The following is a 22,279-nucleotide window of genomic DNA, read 5'->3' as shown; positions in this document are numbered from 1 at the left end:
ATCTATCCTCAAAAATATCAATATTTTACTTGCATTGGACATAGATTTATCTTTTGATATATCTTCGCTACAAATCAATGGCCAATGAACTGGGAGCAGTTACTCTCTTTAAAACGTCAAGGGGATACGGGAAAACGATTGAGAAAAGAACAAAACGAGACCCGGCTAGGGTTCGAGGTAGATTACGACCGTATTATTTTTTCCTCGGCCTTTAGAAGTTTACAGGATAAGACACAGGTATTCCCTATGCCCATTGCTGTGGGCTCACAGAAAAATTTTGTGCACACACGGTTAACCCATAGTCTGGAGGTTTCGGTGGTAGGGAGGAGCTTAGGACGCATTGCCGGCCAACAGATTTTGTCCAAGTATCCGTTTTTGTCCGAAGTACATGGGCACCATTTCAATGATTTTGGCGCCATTGTGGCCGCTGCCGCTTTGGCCCACGATATTGGCAATCCTCCCTTTGGGCATAGCGGGGAAAAAGCGATAGGGAACTACTTTAGGCAGGGAAACGGAAGACGGTATGAAGATGTTTTGCGTCCCGCAGAATATCAAGATCTAATCGATTTTGAAGGAAATGCCAATGGTTTTAAGTTGTTGACGGAATCCAAGGCCGGGGTGCCGGGAGGTCTGCGGTTGAGCTATGCTACCTTGGGAGCCTTTATTAAATATCCCAAGGGGTCACTGCCCAAAAAGCCCTCCAAGAACATTGCGGATAAAAAGTTTGGCTTTTTTCAATCGGAGAAGGCGTTTTTCTATGAACTTATAGAGGAAATAGGACTGTTGCCCAATCCGAATCACCCAGAAACAGGTTTTTTAAGGCACCCGCTCACCTATTTGGTGGAAGCGGCCGATGATATTTGCTATACCATCATAGATTTTGAGGATGGGATCAACCTAGGCCTCATTCCAGAGGAATATGCGCTGGAATATTTGATCAACTTGGTGAAGGACAGCATCAATACCAAAAAATACAATGCCATGACCACTTCCAGCGACCGACTGAGCTATTTGCGGGCACTTGCGATTAATACCTTGATCGGGGACGCGGTGGATATTTTTGTGGGCAACGAAGATAAAATCTTAAAAGGGGAGTTTGACGTTTCCTTGCTGGACAAAGGAAAATATAAGGCGCAGGTAGGGGATATCATTAAATTGAGCGTGGAGAAGATCTATCAATCCACGGAGGTTGTGGACAAGGAATTGGCGGGATATCGAATCATCTCGGACCTGCTGGATATGTACACATCGGCACTGATCAATGTAAAACAGGGCGACGATACCAATTACGATCGATTGCTGATAAGAAGCCTGCCGGAAAACTATAGGAACCCGGATGCATCAGTCTATAAAATATTATTGGACACCAGTTGTTTTGTGGCAAGTCTTTCAGACAGTGCCGCAGTCCACATCCATGATAAGTTGACGGGAAGGACAATCTAGAACGAGTAGAGGAGACCAACCCCCAACAGCTGCTTGAACTGAATTTTGGCTACGCCGGGATTGATTATCGTTCCGTCCTCTGCTATTTCCTCGTCGAATTTGATGTCATCATCAAAAATGATGTGCGTTCCTATACTGGCGTTCAAAAAGTCGTTCACCTTTAGATTAAAGTTGAGTTCCCAGTCCACATCAATGTTCCCGAAGCTGCGTATATAGTCGGTGTAGAGACTCAGCCGATGGCTCATCAAAACATTGTTCGCAATTTCGGTTTCCCATGTGTTGGTTACCAGAAAACCCAGCTCCAAAAAAACATTTTTACCTTCTTCCACACCAAACGCTCCTTGATTGGACAAGGTTTCGTCCAAAACAAAAGTGGATTTCATGGTAGCTGGGGAAATATAAAGGTTGAATTTGTCCTTTGGGGGAAGGTAGGAAGTACCCACACCCACGAATAGATATCCTGGGGCCATAAATCTTGAAATCGGTGTTTCCCGATCAGGATATTTATACCCGTTAGAAAATTGTGTCCGAATATTGGCCTTTACGGAATAGTACCAGTTGGTAATGGTGTCCTTTCTAAAACTGATGGTGGTGGACAATCGGATTTGATCGTCAGTTTTTCTGAGTTTTCTGCCTTCTTGGGCATTGAGGCCGTAACGAAATTGCGCTTCGTTGTTCCAACTTAAATATCGGAACTTATAATTTCTGGAAAAATCAGCACTTGCCAATGCGGAAACAGAGTTATCGCCACCTGCATTCCAATTGACGAAGGATACCTCGCTGATGTTGAGGCCGAACCTGTTGACCTTTTTCCAAAATGAGGTGGGTTCAAAACGGTTGTACCAAATGCTCAAGGGCTTGATACGATTGAGCACAGTTCGGGGATTGGTCAACTTGGCTCCCCGGGTAAGGTATTTAAGCTTTACATCTTTAATACGGACAATTTTAAATCCGGAATCGGTACTGTCCGGTTCAAATACCTTAAGACGGGTAATCTGTGCATTGGCTGAAAGACATACGGTCAGGAATAGAATAAAAAAATAATTTATCCGCATCATTGGTTCAAGGTTGATTGTATGAATGAATATAGGGTATCAAAATCTATACCAGCCAGTCTGTGGGTCTCCGATACTTCTCCCTGCGCTATGAATTCGTCCGGAATCCCAAAAATTTTGATAGGTGTCGTGAACCCTTTCTCGTTCGCATATTCCAGCACCGCGGACCCAAAACCACCTATTTTTGCACCATCCTCAATAGTGATGACTTGGTTGTATTTTGTAAAAATCTCCTTTAAGATCTTCTTGTCCAAAGGTTTTACAAAACGCATATCGTAATGACCGACTTTTTGGGGATTGTCCAATTTCTCAATGAGTTCGCCAATACCATTTCCAATATGTCCAACGGTAAGTATGGCAACCTTGGACCCCTTCTTTAGGCACTTGGCCTCTCCTATTTTTATAGTTTCGAATGTGTTTTTCCAATCGATGTTGGTTCCCCTTCCCCGTGGATATCTTATGGCAATGGGAAGGTCCAGTCCCAATTGGGCCGTGTACATAATGTTCCTGAGCTCCATCTCGTTCCTTGGCGCCATTATAATTAGGTTGGGGATGCAGCGCAAAAAGGCCAAATCGAATACACCATGGTGCGTAGGGCCGTCCTGACCCACCAATCCCGCACGGTCCAAACAGAATATGACCGGGAGCTTTTGCAACGCCACATCATGAATTACCTGATCATAGGCACGTTGCAAAAAAGTGGAATAAATATTGCAAAACGGGACCAATCCCTGAGTGGCCATACCTGCCGCCAAGGTAACGGCATGCTGTTCGGCTATGCCCACATCGAACGCCCGATCTGGCAATTGGTCCATCATAAATTTTAGGGAGCTACCGCTGGGCATGGCTGGAGTGATCCCAACGATTGCCTTGTTCTTTTCTGCCAGTTCTACAATAGTGTGACCAAATACATCTTGATATTTTGGAGGCTGAATTTCCTCGGATTTTTTCAATCGCTCCCCGGTGATTTTATCAAATTTCCCAGGGGCATGGTACACCACTTGGTCTTCTTCTGCCTGCTGCAGCCCTTTTCCTTTCGTAGTGATGATGTGCAGCAATTTGGGACCATCGACCTGTTTTAGCCGTTCCAGTTCGGCAACCAGTTTCTTTATGTCGTGCCCATCAATGGGGCCCGTGTAGTTGAGGTTGAGGCATTCAAAAATATTTTCGTCCTTGGCGGTACCGGCCTTAACATTCGTAAGATATTTTTTTAATGCTCCAACGCTAGGGTCTATTCCGATGGCGTTATCGTTCAAGATGATCAATGCGTTCACGTTGGCAACGCCCAGATGGTTGAGGCCTTCAAATGCCATTCCACTGGCAATGGAGGCATCGCCAACCACGGCTATGTGTTGTTTCTTAAAATCTTCTTTGAGTCTGGATGCCATGGCCATACCCAGAATAGCAGAAATGGCAGTGGAACTGTGTCCCGTTCCAAAATCATCGTACTTGCTTTCGCTACGTTTTGGAAACCCGCTTATACCTCCCAATTGACGGTTAGTATCAAAAATTTCCTTGCGGCCGGTCAAGATCTTGTGACCATAGGCTTGGTGGCCCACATCCCAGATAAGTTTGTCGCTAGGGGCATTGAATACATAATGTAGGGCAATGGTGAGCTCCACCACACCCAGGCTGGCACCCAAGTGGCCTTCCTTGGTGGATACGATATCTATAATAAATTCCCTTAATTCTTGGGCAAGTCTTGGCAACTCATCCAAGCTTAGTTTTTTGAGGTCGTGGGGGGAATCGATATGTGAGAGTAGCCTTTTCAATGAATTAAAAAACAAAAGTATCGATTATCCCCAAAATTATTTTATGTGTAGCTTAGCAATCTGTTGAAAATGATAGAAAAATTGTGGATAATCCTTTTGATGATACATATTTTATGAGGAAAGCCATGCAAGAGGCAGAGATTGCTTTTGAAAATGGCGAAGTGCCCGTGGGGGCGGTAATCGTGGCAAACAACAGAATCATCGGAAGGGCCCACAACCTTACGGAGCGTTTAAAGGATGTTACGGCACATGCCGAAATGCAGGCAATCACCGCCGCTTCCAACTTTTTGGGCGGCAAATACCTTCATGGCTGTACTCTGTACGTTACTTTGGAGCCCTGTCAAATGTGTGCCGGGGGTTTGTATTGGAGCCAGATTTCCAAAGTGGTCTATGGTGCTTCCGACCTTGAACGCGGGTTTAGTGTAATGGGCGGTCATCTGCACCCGAAAACGGAGGTGATCGGCGGAATTATGGAGAATGAATCCGCGGAGCTTCTTAAAAGGTTTTTTATCCAGAGAAGGAACTTGAACTGAACAAAAAAACCCTGGCATCGCCAGGGTTTTGAAATCAAATCAAAATAAAATATTGTTATCCGATTACCTGCACTCGCGAAGCAACCACTCCTTTTCTTCCTTCTTCTTCAATGTATTCTACTTTGTCTCCTTCGTTCAATGCCACACCGTTCAATGCAGTAACGTGAACAAAGATGTCTTTTCCCGTGTCGTCGTTCGTAATAAACCCATAACCTTTGGATTCATTGAAAAATTTTACTGTACCAGTCATTAAAAAATAAATAAAATGTTAAATCACGAATGTAGTTTATTTTGCTTGTGATTGGATAAAAAGAGGTTTAAATCTTGAGAAAATTATTGATTTTCAGACTTTTCACGCTCTTTTTCTTGCATTTTATTAATATTTTCCTTTGTTAGCATATAATCTTTCATGTTTTTAACCTTGCTCTCTTTCCATAAAAAAAGCGGCATGGCAATCAAAAAAAGGCCTATTGTGCCCCCGCCAATATACTTTTGGGCCTCGGCAGGATGGTCCTCTTCCATGGAAAGCCCATAAAAAATAGCACCCAAAGACGCCAGCATGATCAGAAAAATTATATGTTTCAGTTTGATTTTCATTGGGAATAATTGATTAATTTTCTTCGATAGGCGGTCAACATTTTTGACTTGGAGATGAACCCTTCATATTTGCCGTTTTTGATGACCGGCAGGTTCCATGCACCACTGTCCTGAAACTTTTTCATCACCTGTTTCATATTGTCCGTTTCGTAAAAGATAATCTCTGGCGGTGCATGCATCAAATTTTTAACAAAGACCGTGTCATAGAGTTCGGTGTCGAACATCATGGGCCTTATGTCATCCAGCACAATGATTCCAATCAGTTTCTTTTCATCATCCAGCACGGGAAACAGGTTCCTTTTGGACTTGGACACGGATTGATGGAGCATTTCTCCTAATGACATTTTAGGGTGAACGGGCTTAAAATTCTTTTCGACAACATCGTCCATTTCCATGAGTCCAAGTACCATCTGGTCCTTATTGTGCGATAAGAGCGCTCCGATCTTGGCCAGTTCCTTGGTGTAAATGGTGTAGTCCAGGGCGTTTTTGGTTATCAAATAAGAGATTGCCGCTGTAATCATTAGAGGGACAAAGAGTTGATATCCACCTGTAATTTCTGCAATCAAGAAAATTGCGGTCAAGGGTGCGTGGATTACCCCTGCAATGAGACCTGCCATACCGATCAATGTAAAGTTGCTTTCCGAAACCGATAACCCCAACCCTAAATTGTTGATGACCTTGGCCACAACGTTGCCCAATGCACTGCCCATTACCATGGTTGGAATAAACACTCCTCCTGCTCCTCCGGCACCTATGGTGGTGGTCATGGCAATTGCCTTAAAAATGGTGATTCCGAACAGAAGTGCTATTACTACCCAAATATTATCGGTAAAGGCATCAAAAGGGGTGGTGCCCAGAGCTTTTAAATGGTCGCCATCCAACAGATTGTTAATGAATCCGAAACCTTCACCATAGAGTGGGGGAATGGCGTACAACATTATTCCAATGGCAACACCACCTACCAAAAGTTTGTATTTCGGGCTTTTCAATTTTTTGAAAAGCGATAAAATCGCAAAGTACATTTTGGTAAAATAAATGGATGCAAAACCTGTGCCCACACCCAAGAGAACGTAGAAGGCCGTATCTTCCAGTTTGAATCCTTCGGAGAGGGAAAAACTGAACAATACTTCGTTTCCCAAAAAGAAATAGGAGGTAAGTACCCCTGAAATTGAAGCCAAAAGCAAAGGGAGCATGGACATCATTGTCAAATCCAACGTAAAAACTTCGACCGCAAAAATTATGGCTGCGATGGGAGACTGGAAAATGGAGGCTATGGCCCCAGCGGATGCACAAGCGACCAAGAGCGTCCTTGTCTTTGCATCTATATGGAAAAATCGGCTCAAATTGGAACTGACCGCCGAACCGGATTTTACGGCTGGCCCCAACAAACCCACAGAACCACCGAAACCTACGGTGAGGGGAGCGGTGATCAAAGGAGTGTAAATGTCCTTTAGTTTGAGCAGGCCCCGTTTTTTCGAGAGGGAGAATATAATGGAGGAAACGGCATGTTGTAAGGGCTCTTTATGTATGAATTTTACGTAGAGGTAGACCAAGGTTAGACCTATGGTGGGTAGTATGAAGTATAATTGGTTTTCCGAGATTAGGATGCCCTTTTTTAACAGTGATTCAATAAAATACGTTGTATTTTTTACGGTAACAGCGACCAATCCTGCCAAAAAACCTACGATTAGGCTCATTATCTGAATAAAGGTCCTATTGGAGATATTTCTATATCGCCATTTTAGGAATCGGGTGAGCACTTTTTTGTTGCTGTAGGGCATGGAGGTCCGTAATACCGATTAAAAGTATTAAAAAATCCCGCTTACAAAACGGGATTTTCTTATATCACAAGTCCAATTTTAAATGGAGCTCTTTTAGTTGCTCGTCGTCAATGTTCGCTGGGGCATCGATCATTACATCGCGTCCGCTATTGTTCTTTGGGAATGCAATGTAGTCCCGAATGGTCTCCTGTCCGCCCAAAATCGCCACCAATCTGTCCAGACCAAATGCTATGCCACCGTGTGGAGGTGCACCATATTGGAAAGCATCCATCAAAAATCCGAATTGTGCTTTGGCCTCTTCTGGAGTAAAGCCCAAATGTTTGAACATGGTCGCTTGGGTCTCCTTGTCATAGATCCGTATGGAACCACCGCCAATTTCGTTTCCGTTCAGCACCAAATCGTAGGCGTTGGCCTTTACTTCTCCGGGTTTTGTGTCCAGCAATTCCAACTGACCTGGTTTTGGGGAAGTGAAAGGATGGTGCATGGCATGGTATTTTCCGGTTTCCTCATCCAGTTCCAACAATGGAAAGTCCACGACCCATAATGGCGCGAACTCATCTGCTTTTCTAAGGCCCAAGCGTGTTGCCAATTCCATTCGCAATGCGCTTAATTGGGCGCGTGTTTCGTTGGTGTTGCCTGAAAGTACACAGATAAGGTCACCAGGTTTTGCTCCGGTGGTCTCTGCCCATTTGGCCAAATCCTCTTGGTCATAAAATTTGTCCACAGATGATTTATAGGTTCCGTCTTCGTTGCATTTTACATACACCATTCCCTTGGCACCTACCTGAGGTCTCTTGACCCAATCGATTAGACCATCTATTTCTTTTCTGGTGTACTCCGCAGCCCCGGGTATTGCAATACCCACAACCAATTCGGCCGAATTGAACACATTGAAATCTTTGTGCTGTGCAACTTCATTGAGTTCGCCAAACTCCATTCCGAACCTGATGTCGGGCTTGTCGTTCCCGTATCGTCGCATGGCATCATCGTAGGTCATGCGAGGGAATTTGTCCACTTCCACACCTTTGATTTCTTTTAGAAGATGCTTGGTCAGACCTTCAAAAGTGTTCAGGATGTCTTCCTGTTCCACAAACGCCATTTCACAATCGATTTGTGTGAACTCCGGCTGGCGATCGGCACGAAGGTCTTCGTCCCTAAAACATTTCACAATTTGGAAATATTTGTCCATTCCTCCGACCATCAACAATTGTTTGAAAGTCTGGGGAGATTGGGGAAGGGCATAAAACTGGCCTTCGTTCATGCGGCTCGGAACCAAAAAGTCCCTCGCGCCCTCAGGAGTGGATTTTATCAAATAAGGTGTTTCAATATCAATAAAACCTTGGTCGGACAGATATTTTCTGACCTCCATGGTCACTTTATGTCTAAAAATGAGTTTGTTCTTTACTGGATTTCTGCGAATGTCCAGATAACGGTACTTCATTCGTATGTCCTCTCCGCCATCGGTTTCATCTTCAATGGTGAAGGGGGGGAGCAAGGAATTGTTCAGTATGGTAAGTTCGGTGACCAGTACTTCGATTTCTCCCGTGGGGATATTCGGGTTTTTGGAAGCACGCTCTATGACTTCTCCCTTGGCCTGTATCACGGTTTCGCGACCCAGTTCCCGGGCCTGCTCAAGCAGTTCCTTGGAAGTGCGCTCTTCGTCGAACACCAATTGTGTGATTCCATATCTGTCGCGCAAATCCACCCATGCAACAAAACCTTTGTCGCGTAGCTTGTGGACCCACCCGCTTAAAATAACCTCTGAACCTATATCCGATGCTCTTAATGCACCACAAGTATTGCTTCTGTACATGATGTTTGTTATGAGAGCGCAAATTTAATAGGAATGTAGGTAATATATAGAGGTAATGTACATTTTCTATTAGTAGGGTTTTTAATGGGTTAAAAAAGATCTTGGATTTGTGATTTTCACATAACATTAAATTAACATAAGCATTACATTTAGGTAAATTTACGGGTGACGTTAGGTTAAATTCTTCGATAAAACCCATGAAAATGACATGTTGGGTACATTTTAAAATGCTAAAAATCAGTGAAATACCGTTTTAAAGTTAACTTAATGTAAATTAAAAGTTATCTAAATGTGTGATTAATGTAAAATTTAAGTAACTTTGATACGTTATCAAATAGATACTAACAATATTAAATCCCATAACATATGAAAAAAGCAGTATTATTTTTGGCGGTGATGTTCGTGGTTTGCGTATCTGCTCAAGATACAAAGCCGACCTTTGAAAAAATGGGAAAAATGGTGAAAGCCACTTATTTTCATGACAATGGCGAAATAGCCCAAACAGGTTATATGTTGAACGGAAAGTTGCATGGTGATTGGGTGATGTTCAATGTAGAAGGTAAGAAGATAGCCACCGGCCAATATGACAATGGAGAAAAGACCGGAAAATGGTTTTTTTGGAAAAACGACGTATTAAGTGAGGTTGACTTTACTGACAACCGCGTGGTTCAGGTAAAAAAATGGAACCAAGGCGATGCCGTTACGGTAAACCAATAAGTTAAATTCAGTGTTAAAAAAAAGCCCCGACCACATGGTCGGGGCTTTTTTGTTTTCAATGCGTAGTGTTTATTCTGAAATCACTTCTGGAGTAGTATGCTTAGATCTCCAGTTTTGGATCCTGATCTTAAGTCGGTAACTGATATTGAACAGAACCGGAACTATGACCAATGTTAGGAACGTGGCCACAACTAGACCAAAAATAACCGTCCAGGCCAAAGGTCCCCAGAAAATAACGTTGTCACCTCCCATATAAATTTGAGGGTCAAAATCTGAAAACAGGCTCACAAAGTTGATGTTCAGTCCTATTGCCAATGGAATCAATCCCAGAACGGTTGTGATCGCCGTTAGCAATACCGGCCTTAAACGTGCTTTTCCTGCTTTGATGATAACGTCGGTAACGTCTTCACGATTCAATAGGTCATCATCGGAAATACCAAGGCTCACCTTCTTTCGGTCAATCAATATTTGGGCATAATCCAACAATACAACCCCATTGTTTACCACGATTCCCGCTAATGAGATAATTCCCATCATGGTCATCATAATAACAAAGGGCCACCCTGTAATGATCAATCCTCCGAATACCCCGATAAAACTTAGGAATATCGCCATCATGATTATGGCAGGCTTGGATATGCCCCCAAACTGGAAAACCAAAATAAGCATGATCAATCCCAATCCTAAGAAAAAGGCGCTCATCAGGAATGCCATTTGTTTTTCTTGCTCCTCTATTTGTCCGGTATAATCAATCTTCACCCCGGAAGGAAGTTCCTTGAACTCCTGCATTTCCTCTTGGATTTGGTCAACAATGGCAGCGGCATCCGTAAAACCGGGCTTCAATGCCGAGTACACAGTAACCACGCGTTTAGTATCCACGTGTTTGATGGCGCTGAACGAAGAGGTGTTCTTCTGGTCGGCCACTGCGGAAACCGGTATTTCCTTTATTTGGCCGTTGGATGGGTCCCTGAAAATAATGTTTTGGTTGAACAATGCACTTTTATTGTACCTAAGGTCCTCATTAAAGCGGACGTTGATGTCATAATCCTCTCCATCCTTTTTATAGATGCCGGCCTTGTCACCAAAGATGGACCTTCGCAATTGTTGGCCGACCTGACCTACGGACACTCCCAATTCCCCTGCTTTTGCCCTGTTCACAGAGACCTGCATGCCTGGTTTGCCCTTGTTCACATCTATTTTTAGTTCTTCGATCCCTGCAATGTTCTTACTGTTGATGAAATTTCGCATGCGCTCCGCGGTACTGATCAACGTATCGTAGTTTTGACCTTCGATCTCTATATTGATCGGATATCCTGCCGGAGGACCTACCGCATCCTTTTCCACCGAAATGGTTACGCCAGGGTACACACCGGACAGCGTGTCCTGAATTTGTTGACGGAGTTCCTCGGTATCCAATCCATCACGGTATTTAAATTCGCGCATGGACAGCGTTATTTTTCCACGATGGGGCATTTCGGCGGCCGAACCTCCCTCCGTGAAAGGATTTTCTGCTCCTTTGCCCACTTGGGAAACGCTGGATTGTACAAGCAGGTTAAAATCTCCTTCAGTGTATTTGTCCCTTCCCGTAACGCCATATACCCTTTCTTCGATATCTTTTGTTATGGCATTGGTCTTGTCGATATCCGTTCCTTGTGGATACTCGATGTACACATAAATTTCATTGGGGGTATTATCTGGAAAGAATTCCACTTTTGTCCTTTGGGAGCCCAATGACATTCCGAAGAAAACAAAAGACAAGACTAACAGAAGGGAAGTAAAGCTGAAATACCAATAGACATTTTTACCCCTTAGGGCGTGTTTTAGTCTATTCTCGTACCAGTTTTCCAGATTCACCAAACTTTTGGTCTGGAAGCGTCTTGCCCAAGGTTTTAAAAAATACTTGTAAATCCAGAACATGATCCCGATTACGATCATTAAGGTGCCAAGACCACGAACCGGACCTCCAACAAAGAAAATGAACAATCCAAATCCGCCTAAGATCAAACTGAGCCTGATAAGTTGTTTTCGTGTAAGTTCCTTTTCGCCGATCTGCATAAACTGCGATACCAACATGGAGTTCATGAATATGGCAACGAACAATGATGAACCCAATACCACGGAAAGTGTAATGGGGAAGAAGATCATAAATTCACCCATAATGCCCGGCCATGTACCCAAGGGCACAAATGCGGCCACGGTGGTAGCCGTGGATATAATAATGGGAATAGCGATCTCACCGATACCTTTTTTGGCTGCCTCCTTGCGGGACATACCTTCCTGTTCCATGAGGCGATATACGTTTTCAACGACCACCACACCGTTATCTACTAGCATACCCAATCCCATGATCAAACCAAATAAGATCATGGTGTTCAATGTGTAGCCCAGTGCGGAAAGGATCATGAAGGACATAAACATGGACATGGGAATGGCAAATCCAACGAACAGTGCATTTCTAAAGCCCAAAAAGAACATCAAGACGGTCACCACTAGGATAATACCGAAAATGATGTTGTTCACCAGGTCGTCCACTTGGTTCAAGGTACGGCTGGAGGAATCGTTGGCAATGGTCACGGTAAGGTCCTTTGGAAAATAATTTTCCTTGGCATCTTCGACCAATTCACGTATACGTTCCGATGCTTCTATCGTATTTTTACCGGACCGTTTTTTAATGTCCAGCATAACTACGGGCGAACCATGTTCACGGGCATAGGTGGTCTTGTCCTCTTCTGTAAAGGAAACTGTTGCAATATCCCGAAGGTATACCGCTCCATTTTCGGATTTGACCACGAAATTCTCAAGTTCCGAGGGTTTTTCAATTTCCCCCAAGATGCGTATGGTTCTCCGTTGGCCGCTTGAGATCATGTTTCCTGCGGACATTGTCATGTTTCCATTGGAAATGGCTTGGATAACATCGTCAAAATTGACTCGGGAGGCCATCATTTTGTAGATGTCCACGGCAACTTCCACTTCCTTGTCCTGTGCCCCGCGGATATCGACCTCCTTTATTTGGGGAAGGTCCTCGATCTCATCCTCCAGATATTCGGCATATTCCTTTAATTTTTCAATCGGATAATCTCCCGTAAGGTTTACGTTCATTATCGGGAAGGATTCTGCCAAGTTCAGGTCAAAGACGTTGGGCTCTACTTTTGCCCCGTTGAAAATGGGCCAATCCTCACCGGCCTTTTCGGTATCAACTTCATCTTTTACTTTTTGCTTGGCATATTGTACGGTGATATCCTCATCAAATTCAACTACGATCATGGAATAGTCTTCCTGTGAAGTAGAAGTAATCTCCACCACGTTGCTGATGTTTTTGAGTACATCCTCGAGAGGGTCCGTAACCAAGCGTTCCATATCCTCGGCAGTGTTACCGGGATATACTGTGCTCACGTATATTTTGGTTTCTTCCACCTCTGGAAAATCTTCCCTCGGCATGGCAAAATAGGAGGATAGACCAATAACCAAGAACAGGCCGATCATCACATAGATCACGGACGGATTGTCTATGGCCCATGAGGAAAGGCGAAATTCTTTATCTGCGTTCTTTTTAGCTTTTTCCATTTGGGTCGATTATTTTTTAGCTGTTTTGGTTGAATCCAGGACTTTAACGGCTTGTCCGTCCCTTACGCTCCGGGCGCCTTCAACAATGACTTGACTTCCTGCGGATATTCCCTTGAGAACTTCCAGATAGTCGCCCTGTGTCCTTCCCGGTTCAATAATCGATTTTTTGGCCGTGGTTTCTCCGTTTTCCTCCTTCACCACATATATATATTGCTCTCCTTCAGCATTTTCCGAAACAACACTCTGTGGAATAAGGATGGCATTTTCATTGGTATAATCGTTTATTTTTACCTGTGCGGTCAGGTTGGGCTTTATTCTTCCATTTTTATTGGGAACGGGTATCTCGACCCGGAAAGAACGATTGCTTGGGTTGATAAAATTTCCTGTTTGACGAACTTTGGTGGAGACAGATTCTCCCAATACGGGAAAGTATACATCCACTTCCTTCCCAGGGGTGATATTGGGCAGGTGGGACTCCGGTACCTCTACATCAATGTACATGTCCGATAGGTTTACAATACGGAATACTTCGGAACCCGGCCCGGGACTTACCACGGTACCTTGATCTTTGATGATATCATCCACAATGCCATTAAAGGGCGCACGTATGGAGGATTTTCCCAGTTGGCTCTCCAATTGCTTTACGGCACTTTGCTGAGCTTCATAATTCGTTTTGGCCTGAAGGTACTGTATCTCTGAACCGATATTCTGCTCCCAAAGCCGTTTTTGGCGTTCAAAAGTGGTCTTGCTCAGCTCGGCCTGCGTTTTCAGCTGTGCCAATTGGCTGGAAAGTCCGCCATCGTCAATAGAGGCCAACAATTGTCCTTTGGACACTCTATCGCCTTCCTTTACATAAATGCGATAGAGGGTTCCTGCCATTTCCGGATACACAAGTACGTTTTGGTCGGTCATAACATCTCCCTGCAGCTGCAAGTAGTGTTGGAATTCTTCGGGTTGTACCGTTATAGTGGAGACCAGTGGCAATTTTGCGTTACCATCGAGTTCGGCGATGGCGTCATCCAATTTTTTAACCTGCTCCTCCAATGTTTTAAGTTCGTCGTTAATGGAGTTTCGCTTGGCTCTTATGGCGTCGACGTCCTTGCTTTCCAGAACTCCTTCAACGCTGTTGTTCCCGCCACACGCAACGATGAGTGCTCCAAGTATCGATAGTTGTATTATTTTTTTCATGTGATTGAGTTTCTTGATTATTGATTTATGATGTTTTCCAGTTCGGTCTTTTTGTTGATCACATCGACCATGGATTGCAAATACTCTTGTTGGGTTGTATACAATTGGGTCTGGGCCTGTCTCAATTCAAAACTGGTCGCTAAACCTTCGGAATACTTAATTTGGTTTTTCTTTTCGATACGCTCGGCCAATTCCAGATTGTCCTTGGATGTCCCATATTGTTCTATGGCCAGTATGTAATCGCTCTTGGCACTTTCCAACTGTAGACGTATCTGTGCCTGGGTCTCCGTGAACTGTGTCTTCGCCTTTTCCAGTGCAATCTTGGCGCGCTGCGTGCTGGCACTTCTTCCCAAGGAACTGAAAATGGGAATGTTAAGGTCCACTCCCAAAATAGAGGAACCGAACCATTGTTGTCCACTGTTCAAAAAGTTGAACTCATTGCTAAAAGAATTCCCTCCATAGTTGACAAAGGCGTTCAAGGTGGGCAGCGCTCTACTTTTGGCCAGTTTCAACTCTAAAAAACGCTGCTCGTTGAGGTTGAGAGCCATTTTGTAATCCACATTTTTCTCTATGTTGAATTCGGTGTCTATTAACCCTAGGTCAATTTGGCTTTGGGTAAGGTCGTCCAAGTTTTCGGTCAGTGTAGTGGGTGCATCAATGGGAAGTCCCAATACCAAATTCAGCATCTGGAGTGTTATTTTCTCCATTCGTCTGGCATTTTTGAGTTGGTTGTCCACAGTCGCCAATGTTATCTGCAATTGGTCCACACTCTCCTCGTCCCCCAGACCATTTTCATAGATGCGCTTGGTCTCATAAAGGTTCTCTTCGAGGGTGGCCTTGTTTCTTTCCGAAATCTGGACGCTTTCCTTGGCCAACAGCACGTTGCCATAAGCTTCCACGACCGATTTACGGACTTCGAGCTCCGTTTTTTCCTTGCTGTTCTGGCTGTATTGTAGAAAGGTCTTGGTCGCTTGGACGCCCACAATATAGGAGCCATCAAAAATTTGTTGGCGTAATGTGGCGGTGGCAGACATGGATTGTGCCTGACCGAAAACCACTTCTTCATAAGTGCCGGGTTCGCCGCCAAAAAACTCAGCGGGAATCTGGGAAACCGGCTGTTTTAATTGATTCTGATAATTTACAGAACCACTTATCTGTGGAAGTCCCGTGGCAATGGTCTCCCACTTCTGCTTTTGGGCATCTACAATATCACGCTCTGCATTAATGGAACTGTAATTGTGCTCCAATGCATAAGTTATGGCCTGGTTAAGGCTGAAGCTCGGGATGGTATCTTGTGCAGATGCCAACCACGGCAGTATAAGGAATAGACTGATTAACGTTTTTTGCATTTATTGATTATTTGAATTGATGATTGAGTTGAGTATTTTTCTTCCTTCCGGAGTTACAATGCCTCTTAAATGGTATTCCAGATAATAATCCATTAATTCGGGCTTGCTAAAAATTTCCGTAGGAAACAGACTGTTGTCCTTTAAACTGGTTATTCCGGTAAAGTAAATTCTGGAAACAAATTCCACATTCAGGTTGTCCCTGTAAATACCCATTTCCACACCACGCTTTACATTTTTGGCCACACACCGGTGGGTGCATTCAAATTGTACCTTTTTAAGGGAGGTATAGATTTTTGGATAATATTTCTGCAGTTGGTACAGTGGGGATGATTTTTCATCTTTTAAATGAAGCATCACAAACCTTTTGATCTCATAAAGCTCTTCAATAGGATTTTTTTGCAACGCCACGATATCGTCTATGCCGCACACGATAAAATCGGTCATCGACATTGCCGTCTGCTCCACCAAATCCGTTTTGTTTTTGAAATGGGAATAGATCGTTTTCTTGGATATCCCCAGTTCGTTTGCCAAATCGTCCATGGTAATGCTCTTAAAACCTAGGTTTAAGAACATTTCGCCCGCTTTTTGAATAATGTTTTCCTTCATAACAAAGGCCAAATGTACAGATGGAAACTTTAAAAACAAAAAAAGTTTCCAAAGTATTACAATTTTTTAATGAAGGATTGATTATTTGTTTTAATTGGATTCTTTTCCATCCACAAACACGGGTCTAAGTTGGGACTCCTTGTCCACAGTGCCAGCATTTATATTTCCCAACCGCCAAAAAAAGGGGCTGAATTGAAGCAAATACTTCTTTTTTTGATTACTCTCTGTCTTATTTATCATGATTTTCGTTTTTGATTTTTTCTACATAAGCCTTGAATGCGTCTTCCCCTACTTCTTTCCAGAACTGATCGTAATGTGTCCATTCATCAAAGTCTCTTCGCAAGGAACCACAGGGATGGGACGATTTAAGTTTCTTTTTGTGACTGGAACTGCCCTTGTTTTTTCCTCCACCGCCTCCTCCAAAGCCAAATAAAAGCTTGGCTAGAATAAAAATGCCCAAGGCCTGCCAGTAGTTAACGGTGCCCACTCCAAAAAGGTCGGGCATCAACCAGTTCCAAAGGCGCATCAGCAAATAAATGGCCAATAGGAAGATGATGATCCCCAATATGACCATGGCAATGATCTTAACTACTTTTTTTACGGTGCTCTCCACCTTTTTTTCTACGGCTTTTTCAAACTCTTTTTTATGTTCCATAACTCAGTACTTTTAAATTCTCCAATTTTTTTGATAATTCCGACATGGCCCTATGCCTCCTAGACATTAGTGTGCCCTGTGGTATTCCTGTTTTTTCTGCTATTTGTTTGTAACTATACCCTTCAAAATCTATGGCGATGATGATATCCCTGTAAGTAGGCTTTAAATCTTCAACTGCATTTTTTAGCGCTTGTTCCATTTCTGGAGAGTAGCGGTTGTCCGCATCCCCATAAAAAATTTCCGCAAACTCTTGCCATTGTCGGTCAATATCCTCGCTAGAAAATTTCCGTTCTTTTTTGCCACGCATAATATCAATGATCCTGTTCCGTATGGCATTGTATACAAATCCCCCGACATTGGTAATGGGTATTGTATCATCCGATCGGGAAAACATCCGTAGCGCAACATCCTGTACAATATCCTCTGCATCCCGTTCCGAGGTATCCCTGATCTTGGACTGCACATAAGAGCGCAGCGAGCCATACTCCTCGTTAAAGAAGTCGGTCAGGTTGTTACGGTTATCGGTTTTGGCTGCCATTCAGTTGGATCAGGTTGCTTTTCACTTATAGAGACGAAGAAAAATTATTCCATTGCAGTTTTTGTAAAATTTTTTTTCAAAAGATTCTTTTTTTTGGAAGGTTGGATACTTTGTATCCAGGTTTTAAAACCATAAGCCCATCACAAATTGAATATTTGAATGTATTTTTGGCTCCATGTCAGATATCGATATCATTAGTCAGTACAGGGAGCAGTTTGTTACGTATCTCAAAGCAAGAACCAAGTTGGCGGAGCCCAAAAACCTCTACGAACCCGTGGAGTATATTTTGGGTTTGGGCGGAAAACGCATGCGGCCCATACTCACTTTGATGACCGCCGAAGCCTTTGGTGGAAAAGCAGAAGATGCTATGGACGCCGCATTGGCGGTGGAGATGTTCCATAACTTTTCGTTGGTGCACGATGATATTATGGATGATGCTCCGTTGAGGCGGGGAAAGGTCACTGTCCATGAAAAATGGGATGTGAACACAGGAATCCTGTCGGGTGATGCCATGTTGATTTTGTCCTATCAATATTTTGAAGGCTATCCGACCGAAACCTATTTTGAACTGACGAAATTGTTCAGTAAAACCGCATTGGAGGTTTGTGAAGGACAGCAGTACGATGTTGATTTTGAGACACGTGATGATGTTACCATTCCCGAATATCTGAAAATGATAGAGTACAAAACATCTGTTTTGGTCGCTGCCGCCATGAAGATGGGCGCCATTGTGGCAAATGCATCCCAAAAAGATGCCGATGCCATCTACGAATTTGGACGTAATCTGGGTATTGCCTTCCAATTACAGGATGATTACTTGGATGCCTTTGGAGATCCTAAAACTTTTGGCAAACAGGTCGGGGGAGATATCATGGAGAATAAAAAGACCTATTTGTACCTAAAGTCCCTCGAAAAAGCCTCCAAGGATAATCAAGAGGGTCTGTTGCATCTATATTCCATAAAACCTGAAGATTCTACCACTAAAGTGGAAGCGGTAAAGGCCATTTTTATAGAAAGTGGCGCAGTGGAAGAAACCAAAAAAGCGATAAAAAGTTTTACCCAAAAGGCATTCGATGCCTTGGCGGGAACAGGACTACCAGAGAAAAACAAGGCTTTGCTAAAGCAATTCGGCGAAAGTTTGATGGAGCGGACCGTCTAGAAAAGCCTTTTAAAAAGTGCTTTGATAAACGGCATGGGTTTGGGCGCCGTTACTATTCTGAGCTCTTCCCACAAATTGGTTTCATTCTCGAGGAATTTTAAGATCAATGAAGCCTTTCTTCGTTTGAACATGGACTCGAAAATTTCATGTCCCAAGTGGTTGTTCTCGTACAAAATATCCAACAAGAGCATATCGTAGAAGAGAAACCTACTTTTTTGATTGAATTCTGTCAACGGCTTGCCCGTTTTTAAATGTTCCACCAATTTCGGGATTTGTCTACTGGTATTGTAAAAGGTATAGCCCGTACTTGGTTTGGCCCATCCACCTGCAATTCCTATATTAAAAATCCGATTGGTATTATGTTGATGAAACGGATAGCAGGTCATTGGAATACTGCCGAATTCGGTTTCTTCAATAGTATAAGGAGTATTCCCAAGATTTGTGGCAATGTACTTTTTGATGGCTTCCTCGTACTCCCTTTTTTCCAAGAGGTGCTCGGAAAACAAGGTATATTCCACCAAGGCTTCGGTATTGGATTGGGGGAGCACATACATAAATCGTGTGTTGCCTTTCTGCTCCACCGAAAAATCCATAAAAGTAGCCTCTTTTGAATTAAATACCGACTGTTCGGTTTTTATTTGCCATCCTACGAAGTGTTGTTGTAAAACGGGGTGTTTACTTTGTTTTAACGGGAGAGACGGATCATAGAGGCTGGAAAACACCGTTTGTCCCAAATATTCCTGAGAGGAAGTGGTAACCAAAACTTCGTTTTCCTGTTCTTCGATGTGTTGCACTTCTTCCTGCGCCCAAGTGATGTTCGGATATGCCTTTACCTTAGATAAAAAGTGGTTGTAAAAGTCAATACCACGAAGCATTTTATAGGTGTAGGGCGCAATGGAAGTTGACTTTTGAAGCTTCTGCCCGCCCACATATATTGAGTCCCAAGTTTTATGGATCAACTCATCGTATTCGCCTTTGCCACGTTCCCAAAAACACCAGGTACGGTCGTTCCTGGATTTATCGTCCTTGTCCAACACTAAAATGGATTTGGAAGCAAAGAAATTATCCTTGCCCAAGGCATCGGCCAATAAAAGTCCAGCGGCTCCCGCTCCTATAATGATGTAATCGTAACTGGGCATGGTTTCAAAGATAAGGTAGGGAGTCAGATATTTATAGATGGCCCAATCAAAATCTTTCTGGCTAAAAAACCGTGTACCGTAACCCAAAGAACCCACGAATCCCTTGATTGGGTCCGTACACATAAGCAGGGTCAAAGGTAAGCGCGTAGGGATTATTTGGTGTAGCTACGGCATTGCCATTGCTGTCAAATGTCACTTCTCTATCAAACGGGTCGTTGGCGCGGGCGATAATAAAAGGGTTGCCACGGTTCGGTGTCCAGTCCAACAAATTTTTAATGCCTCCATAGAATTCAAAATTGTTCAGTGCTTTGTAGGTAAATTGGATGTTCTGGATGCTCCAGGTAGGGGAGTATTCGCTTCGTGGGTCTAAATCGCCCAATAGCGGCAAGCGCATCGGGCCATATAAATTGCCCGTATAATCGGCCGTTAGGTGGAGTGATCGAAAAGTGTACGATAGGTTCCACGTAGCGGTAATACTTTCGGTAAGGATCTGCTGTTGGGTCACCCCATTTTCGGTGCTGCTTACATCCTGCCAAGTAGCTCCCACCATGATCTTAAAACTGCTCGGAAAGGCAATGTCCACGTTGGCGCTTACCCCTTGAGAAACGGATTTACCATCCAGATTATCATAAATGATCTGGTTGGCATTGGTCTCATAATCGGGCAAGATCACGTTCGAGAATCGCGTGTAAAAGGCAGAGGCATCCAGACCAATAAAGGTACCGTTGTCGCTATAAATCTTTTTCAAATAGTTAAGGTTGACATTTACAGACCGCTCTGGCTTCAGTTCTTCGGCAATGATCACCTCCCTGGATCCTGTAAGCGCGGCATGCTCCTCGGTAAACAAGTTGACCACGCGAAACCCTGTCCCTGCATTTACACGGAAAATATCATTGTCGGAAATCTTCCATTTGTACGCGGCCCTCGGGGTTAGAATATTGCCGTGCCTTTGATCATAATCATACCGCAGGCCTGCCAAAAAAGAATGTTTGGGAGCAAAGGAGTATTCATCCTGTGCAAATACACTGGGAATCCAAATCTTGTCCGCCTCGGTGGTCGCTGGCGTATTGTCATCATAGTAATTATAACGAACCGCGCTCCCAAATAGCAAATCATGGTTCCCAGCAGTCCTGTCCCAGGTCAGTTGGGCAAAACCAATACGCTGGTCGGCCAAGTACTCTGTGTCGCCATATACCGAGTTTTGGTTGTGGTCGTTATAGGAGAAGGAGAGGAGAAACTTTTCCTCAAACGGCAACTGATACTTGCCCAACAGCTCCCAACGTCTTGTATAGATGCTTTCCCCATAAATCTCATCCCCGCCACGATACTCTGGGGTCCATTGCATTTCTCCGCCCCAGCGATCTTCATAAAAAAAGCGCCCAGCCAACGAGAGCAAACGGTTATGCTCTCGTTCAAAATCCCATTTTTGAAATAGCGAAATACGATCTTGCAGGGTAAGATCTGTAAAATTGTCGCCATTGTTGTCCACAGGAACATCGTAATTAAAGTAGTTGATGCCCAAAAGCAGGTTTGTTTTATCACTGACGGATATTTTGCTGCCCACATCCAAATTGTATTCGCCCCAGCCTGTAGCAAAGCCATCAGCAAAGAACTCCGGAGCACTAATGGCTTTTTTTGTGATGATGTTAATCAATCCGCCCACAGCTTCGCTGCCATAAAGTGAAGACGCAGGCCCTTTCACGATTTCAATCTGCTCGATCAGCGAGTTTGGGATGCCAGTGAGTCCGTAGACCGTACCCAAACCACTCACAATGGGCATTCCATCAATAAGAACCAAGGTATAAGGCCCTTCCAATCCGTTGATGTGGATATCGCCCGTGTTGCACACATTGCAATTGATCTGTGGTCGAACCCCGTTCACATTTTGGAGCGCATCAAAAACGCTGGCTGTGGGATTCTTTTTCAAAAAAGCAGGGGAGTAAACCTCTACGGGTACTGGACTTTCCAATCGGCTAACAGGTTTAAGGGTGCCCGTCACCACAGTTTCTTCCAAACTTTGTGCAGAAGCTTCGAGCTGTATGTTGATGGTTTTATGAGCTCCCGCCGCCAAATTGATTTTGGTTTGATAGGGCTGATACCCCAATGATGTCACCAATACCATATAATCTCCCGATGGAATGTCGGTCAACTCAAATACACCATCAATATCCGTAGCGGTACCAATTTCCGTGCCTTTCAGCAATACATTTACAAGTGGCAAAGCCTCTCCGTTGTCGGTAACCTTTCCGTTTAAAGATGCGGTTTGGGCAAAAGAGTAACTGCTTATCAAGGCTATACAAAAGAAAGTGATATGTTTACAGATTGATTTCAATTAGCATAAAATTAAATTTAGACAAATCTAAAAATAGA

General features: G+C 43.7%; 19 protein-coding genes. 4 read left to right on the top strand and 15 right to left on the bottom strand.

From position 1 onward, the window contains the following. The first annotated feature begins 84 nt into the window (after positions 1 to 84). A complete protein-coding gene (dgt, locus tag SD449_RS17195; RefSeq protein ID WP_318312330.1) occupies positions 85 to 1,443 on the top strand; it encodes a dGTP triphosphohydrolase in 1,359 nt (452 codons plus the stop codon). On the opposite strand, the gene SD449_RS17190 is transcribed toward dgt, so the two are convergent. Next, positions 1,440 to 2,501, bottom strand: coding sequence for a DUF3078 domain-containing protein (locus SD449_RS17190; protein WP_318312328.1), 1,062 nt, complete (start codon positions 2,499 to 2,501; stop codon positions 1,440 to 1,442). The genes dgt and SD449_RS17190 overlap by 4 nt on opposite strands. Beyond that, positions 2,498 to 4,270 carry a 1-deoxy-D-xylulose-5-phosphate synthase gene (gene dxs, locus SD449_RS17185; RefSeq protein ID WP_318312326.1) on the bottom strand — a complete coding sequence of 591 codons (1,773 nt, stop codon included), beginning with the start codon at positions 4,268 to 4,270 and terminating at the stop codon, positions 2,498 to 2,500. Before dxs ends, SD449_RS17190 begins: the two co-directional genes overlap by 4 nt. A gap of 83 nt (positions 4,271 to 4,353) precedes the next feature. On the opposite strand from dxs, the gene SD449_RS17180 reads away from it, so the two are divergent. Next, on the top strand, positions 4,354 to 4,803 hold the full coding sequence (locus SD449_RS17180) for a nucleoside deaminase (RefSeq protein ID WP_318312325.1): 450 nt from the start codon (positions 4,354 to 4,356) through the stop codon (positions 4,801 to 4,803). A 55-nt stretch (positions 4,804 to 4,858) separates the two neighbouring features. On the opposite strand, the gene SD449_RS17175 is transcribed toward SD449_RS17180, so the two are convergent. The 4 genes from SD449_RS17175 to aspS form a co-directional block, all read right to left on the bottom strand. Then, entirely contained in the window at positions 4,859 to 5,053 is a 195-nt protein-coding gene (locus SD449_RS17175; protein WP_318312324.1) for a cold-shock protein, read from the bottom strand. A gap of 83 nt (positions 5,054 to 5,136) precedes the next feature. Beyond that, a complete protein-coding gene (locus SD449_RS17170; protein ID WP_318312322.1) occupies positions 5,137 to 5,400 on the bottom strand; it encodes a hypothetical protein in 264 nt (87 codons plus the stop codon). Continuing rightward, positions 5,397 to 7,181, bottom strand: a complete 1,785-nt coding sequence (locus tag SD449_RS17165) for a chloride channel protein (protein WP_318312321.1) — start codon at positions 7,179 to 7,181, stop codon at positions 5,397 to 5,399. Before SD449_RS17165 ends, SD449_RS17170 begins: the two co-directional genes overlap by 4 nt. A gap of 64 nt (positions 7,182 to 7,245) precedes the next feature. Then, entirely contained in the window at positions 7,246 to 8,994 is a 1,749-nt protein-coding gene (gene aspS, locus SD449_RS17160) for an aspartate--tRNA ligase (RefSeq protein WP_318312319.1), read from the bottom strand. Positions 8,995 to 9,360: 366 nt separating this feature from the next. Here aspS and SD449_RS17155 point away from each other — a divergent pair, with 366 nt between their 5' ends. Then, positions 9,361 to 9,711, top strand: a complete 351-nt coding sequence (locus tag SD449_RS17155; RefSeq protein WP_318312317.1) for a toxin-antitoxin system YwqK family antitoxin — start codon at positions 9,361 to 9,363, stop codon at positions 9,709 to 9,711. 69 nt (positions 9,712 to 9,780) lie between these two features. Here SD449_RS17155 and SD449_RS17150 read toward each other — a convergent pair whose 3' ends face one another. The 7 genes from SD449_RS17150 to SD449_RS17120 all read right to left on the bottom strand — a co-directional run bounded on the left by SD449_RS17150 (position 9,781) and on the right by SD449_RS17120 (position 17,611). Continuing rightward, positions 9,781 to 13,275 carry an efflux RND transporter permease subunit gene (locus SD449_RS17150; RefSeq protein ID WP_318312316.1) on the bottom strand — a complete coding sequence of 1,165 codons (3,495 nt, stop codon included), beginning with the start codon at positions 13,273 to 13,275 and terminating at the stop codon, positions 9,781 to 9,783. A 9-nt stretch (positions 13,276 to 13,284) separates the two neighbouring features. Then, positions 13,285 to 14,463 carry an efflux RND transporter periplasmic adaptor subunit gene (locus tag SD449_RS17145; protein ID WP_318312315.1) on the bottom strand — a complete coding sequence of 393 codons (1,179 nt, stop codon included), beginning with the start codon at positions 14,461 to 14,463 and terminating at the stop codon, positions 13,285 to 13,287. A 17-nt stretch (positions 14,464 to 14,480) separates the two neighbouring features. Beyond that, positions 14,481 to 15,812 (bottom strand): TolC family protein, encoded by a 1,332-nt coding sequence (locus SD449_RS17140; RefSeq protein WP_318312313.1) that lies wholly within the window; start codon positions 15,810 to 15,812, stop codon positions 14,481 to 14,483. Further along, on the bottom strand, positions 15,813 to 16,418 hold the full coding sequence (locus SD449_RS17135) for a TetR/AcrR family transcriptional regulator (RefSeq protein ID WP_318312312.1): 606 nt from the start codon (positions 16,416 to 16,418) through the stop codon (positions 15,813 to 15,815). A 90-nt stretch (positions 16,419 to 16,508) separates the two neighbouring features. Continuing rightward, positions 16,509 to 16,658: a hypothetical protein gene (locus tag SD449_RS17130; RefSeq protein WP_318312311.1), complete on the bottom strand. Its 150-nt coding sequence runs from the start codon at positions 16,656 to 16,658 to the stop codon at positions 16,509 to 16,511. After that, the gene (locus tag SD449_RS17125) at positions 16,648 to 17,073 is read right to left on the bottom strand and encodes a hypothetical protein (RefSeq protein WP_318312310.1); all 426 of its coding nucleotides are present in this window, start codon (positions 17,071 to 17,073) and stop codon (positions 16,648 to 16,650) included. Before SD449_RS17125 ends, SD449_RS17130 begins: the two co-directional genes overlap by 11 nt. Continuing rightward, on the bottom strand, positions 17,063 to 17,611 hold the full coding sequence (locus SD449_RS17120) for an RNA polymerase sigma factor (RefSeq protein WP_318312308.1): 549 nt from the start codon (positions 17,609 to 17,611) through the stop codon (positions 17,063 to 17,065). Before SD449_RS17120 ends, SD449_RS17125 begins: the two co-directional genes overlap by 11 nt. A 175-nt stretch (positions 17,612 to 17,786) precedes the next feature. On the opposite strand from SD449_RS17120, the gene SD449_RS17115 reads away from it, so the two are divergent. Beyond that, positions 17,787 to 18,770, top strand: a complete 984-nt coding sequence (locus SD449_RS17115) for a polyprenyl synthetase family protein (protein WP_318312306.1) — start codon at positions 17,787 to 17,789, stop codon at positions 18,768 to 18,770. Here the strand turns inward: SD449_RS17115 and SD449_RS17110 are convergent. Together SD449_RS17110 and SD449_RS17105 are read right to left on the bottom strand one after the other, a co-directional pair. Further along, entirely contained in the window at positions 18,767 to 20,032 is a 1,266-nt protein-coding gene (locus tag SD449_RS17110; protein ID WP_318312304.1) for a lycopene cyclase family protein, read from the bottom strand. The genes SD449_RS17115 and SD449_RS17110 overlap by 4 nt on opposite strands. After that, a complete protein-coding gene (locus SD449_RS17105; RefSeq protein WP_318312302.1) occupies positions 19,971 to 22,241 on the bottom strand; it encodes a TonB-dependent receptor in 2,271 nt (756 codons plus the stop codon). Before SD449_RS17105 ends, SD449_RS17110 begins: the two co-directional genes overlap by 62 nt. Positions 22,242 to 22,279 lie beyond the last annotated feature (38 nt).

Origin of the sequence: Flagellimonas crocea, assembly GCF_033441595.1 — a bacterium.
GTDB classification, from domain to species: domain Bacteria; phylum Bacteroidota; class Bacteroidia; order Flavobacteriales; family Flavobacteriaceae; genus Flagellimonas; species Flagellimonas crocea.
Note: the sequence above shows the minus strand (reverse complement) of the source record. Positions and strands in the feature narration are given on the sequence as shown.

Bases quoted from the DNA above. Each gene is read 5' to 3' on its own strand.
- dgt (WP_318312330.1), top strand. From the start codon at position 85: ATGAACTGGGAGCAGTTACTCTCTTTAAAACGTCAAGGGGATACGGGA.
- SD449_RS17190 (WP_318312328.1), bottom strand. From the start codon at position 2,501: ATGATGCGGATAAATTATTTTTTTATTCTATTCCTGACCGTATGTCTT.
- SD449_RS17175 (WP_318312324.1), bottom strand. From the start codon at position 5,053: ATGACTGGTACAGTAAAATTTTTCAATGAATCCAAAGGTTATGGGTTT.
- SD449_RS17170 (WP_318312322.1), bottom strand. From the start codon at position 5,400: ATGAAAATCAAACTGAAACATATAATTTTTCTGATCATGCTGGCGTCT.
- SD449_RS17165 (WP_318312321.1), bottom strand. From the start codon at position 7,181: ATGCCCTACAGCAACAAAAAAGTGCTCACCCGATTCCTAAAATGGCGA.
- aspS (WP_318312319.1), bottom strand. From the start codon at position 8,994: ATGTACAGAAGCAATACTTGTGGTGCATTAAGAGCATCGGATATAGGT.
- SD449_RS17155 (WP_318312317.1), top strand. From the start codon at position 9,361: ATGAAAAAAGCAGTATTATTTTTGGCGGTGATGTTCGTGGTTTGCGTA.
- SD449_RS17150 (WP_318312316.1), bottom strand. From the start codon at position 13,275: ATGGAAAAAGCTAAAAAGAACGCAGATAAAGAATTTCGCCTTTCCTCA.
- SD449_RS17145 (WP_318312315.1), bottom strand. From the start codon at position 14,463: ATGAAAAAAATAATACAACTATCGATACTTGGAGCACTCATCGTTGCG.
- SD449_RS17140 (WP_318312313.1), bottom strand. From the start codon at position 15,812: ATGCAAAAAACGTTAATCAGTCTATTCCTTATACTGCCGTGGTTGGCA.
- SD449_RS17135 (WP_318312312.1), bottom strand. From the start codon at position 16,418: ATGAAGGAAAACATTATTCAAAAAGCGGGCGAAATGTTCTTAAACCTA.
- SD449_RS17130 (WP_318312311.1), bottom strand. From the start codon at position 16,658: ATGATAAATAAGACAGAGAGTAATCAAAAAAAGAAGTATTTGCTTCAA.
- SD449_RS17125 (WP_318312310.1), bottom strand. From the start codon at position 17,073: ATGGAACATAAAAAAGAGTTTGAAAAAGCCGTAGAAAAAAAGGTGGAG.
- SD449_RS17120 (WP_318312308.1), bottom strand. From the start codon at position 17,611: ATGGCAGCCAAAACCGATAACCGTAACAACCTGACCGACTTCTTTAAC.
- SD449_RS17115 (WP_318312306.1), top strand. From the start codon at position 17,787: ATGTCAGATATCGATATCATTAGTCAGTACAGGGAGCAGTTTGTTACG.
- SD449_RS17110 (WP_318312304.1), bottom strand. From the start codon at position 20,032: ATGTGTACGGACCCAATCAAGGGATTCGTGGGTTCTTTGGGTTACGGT.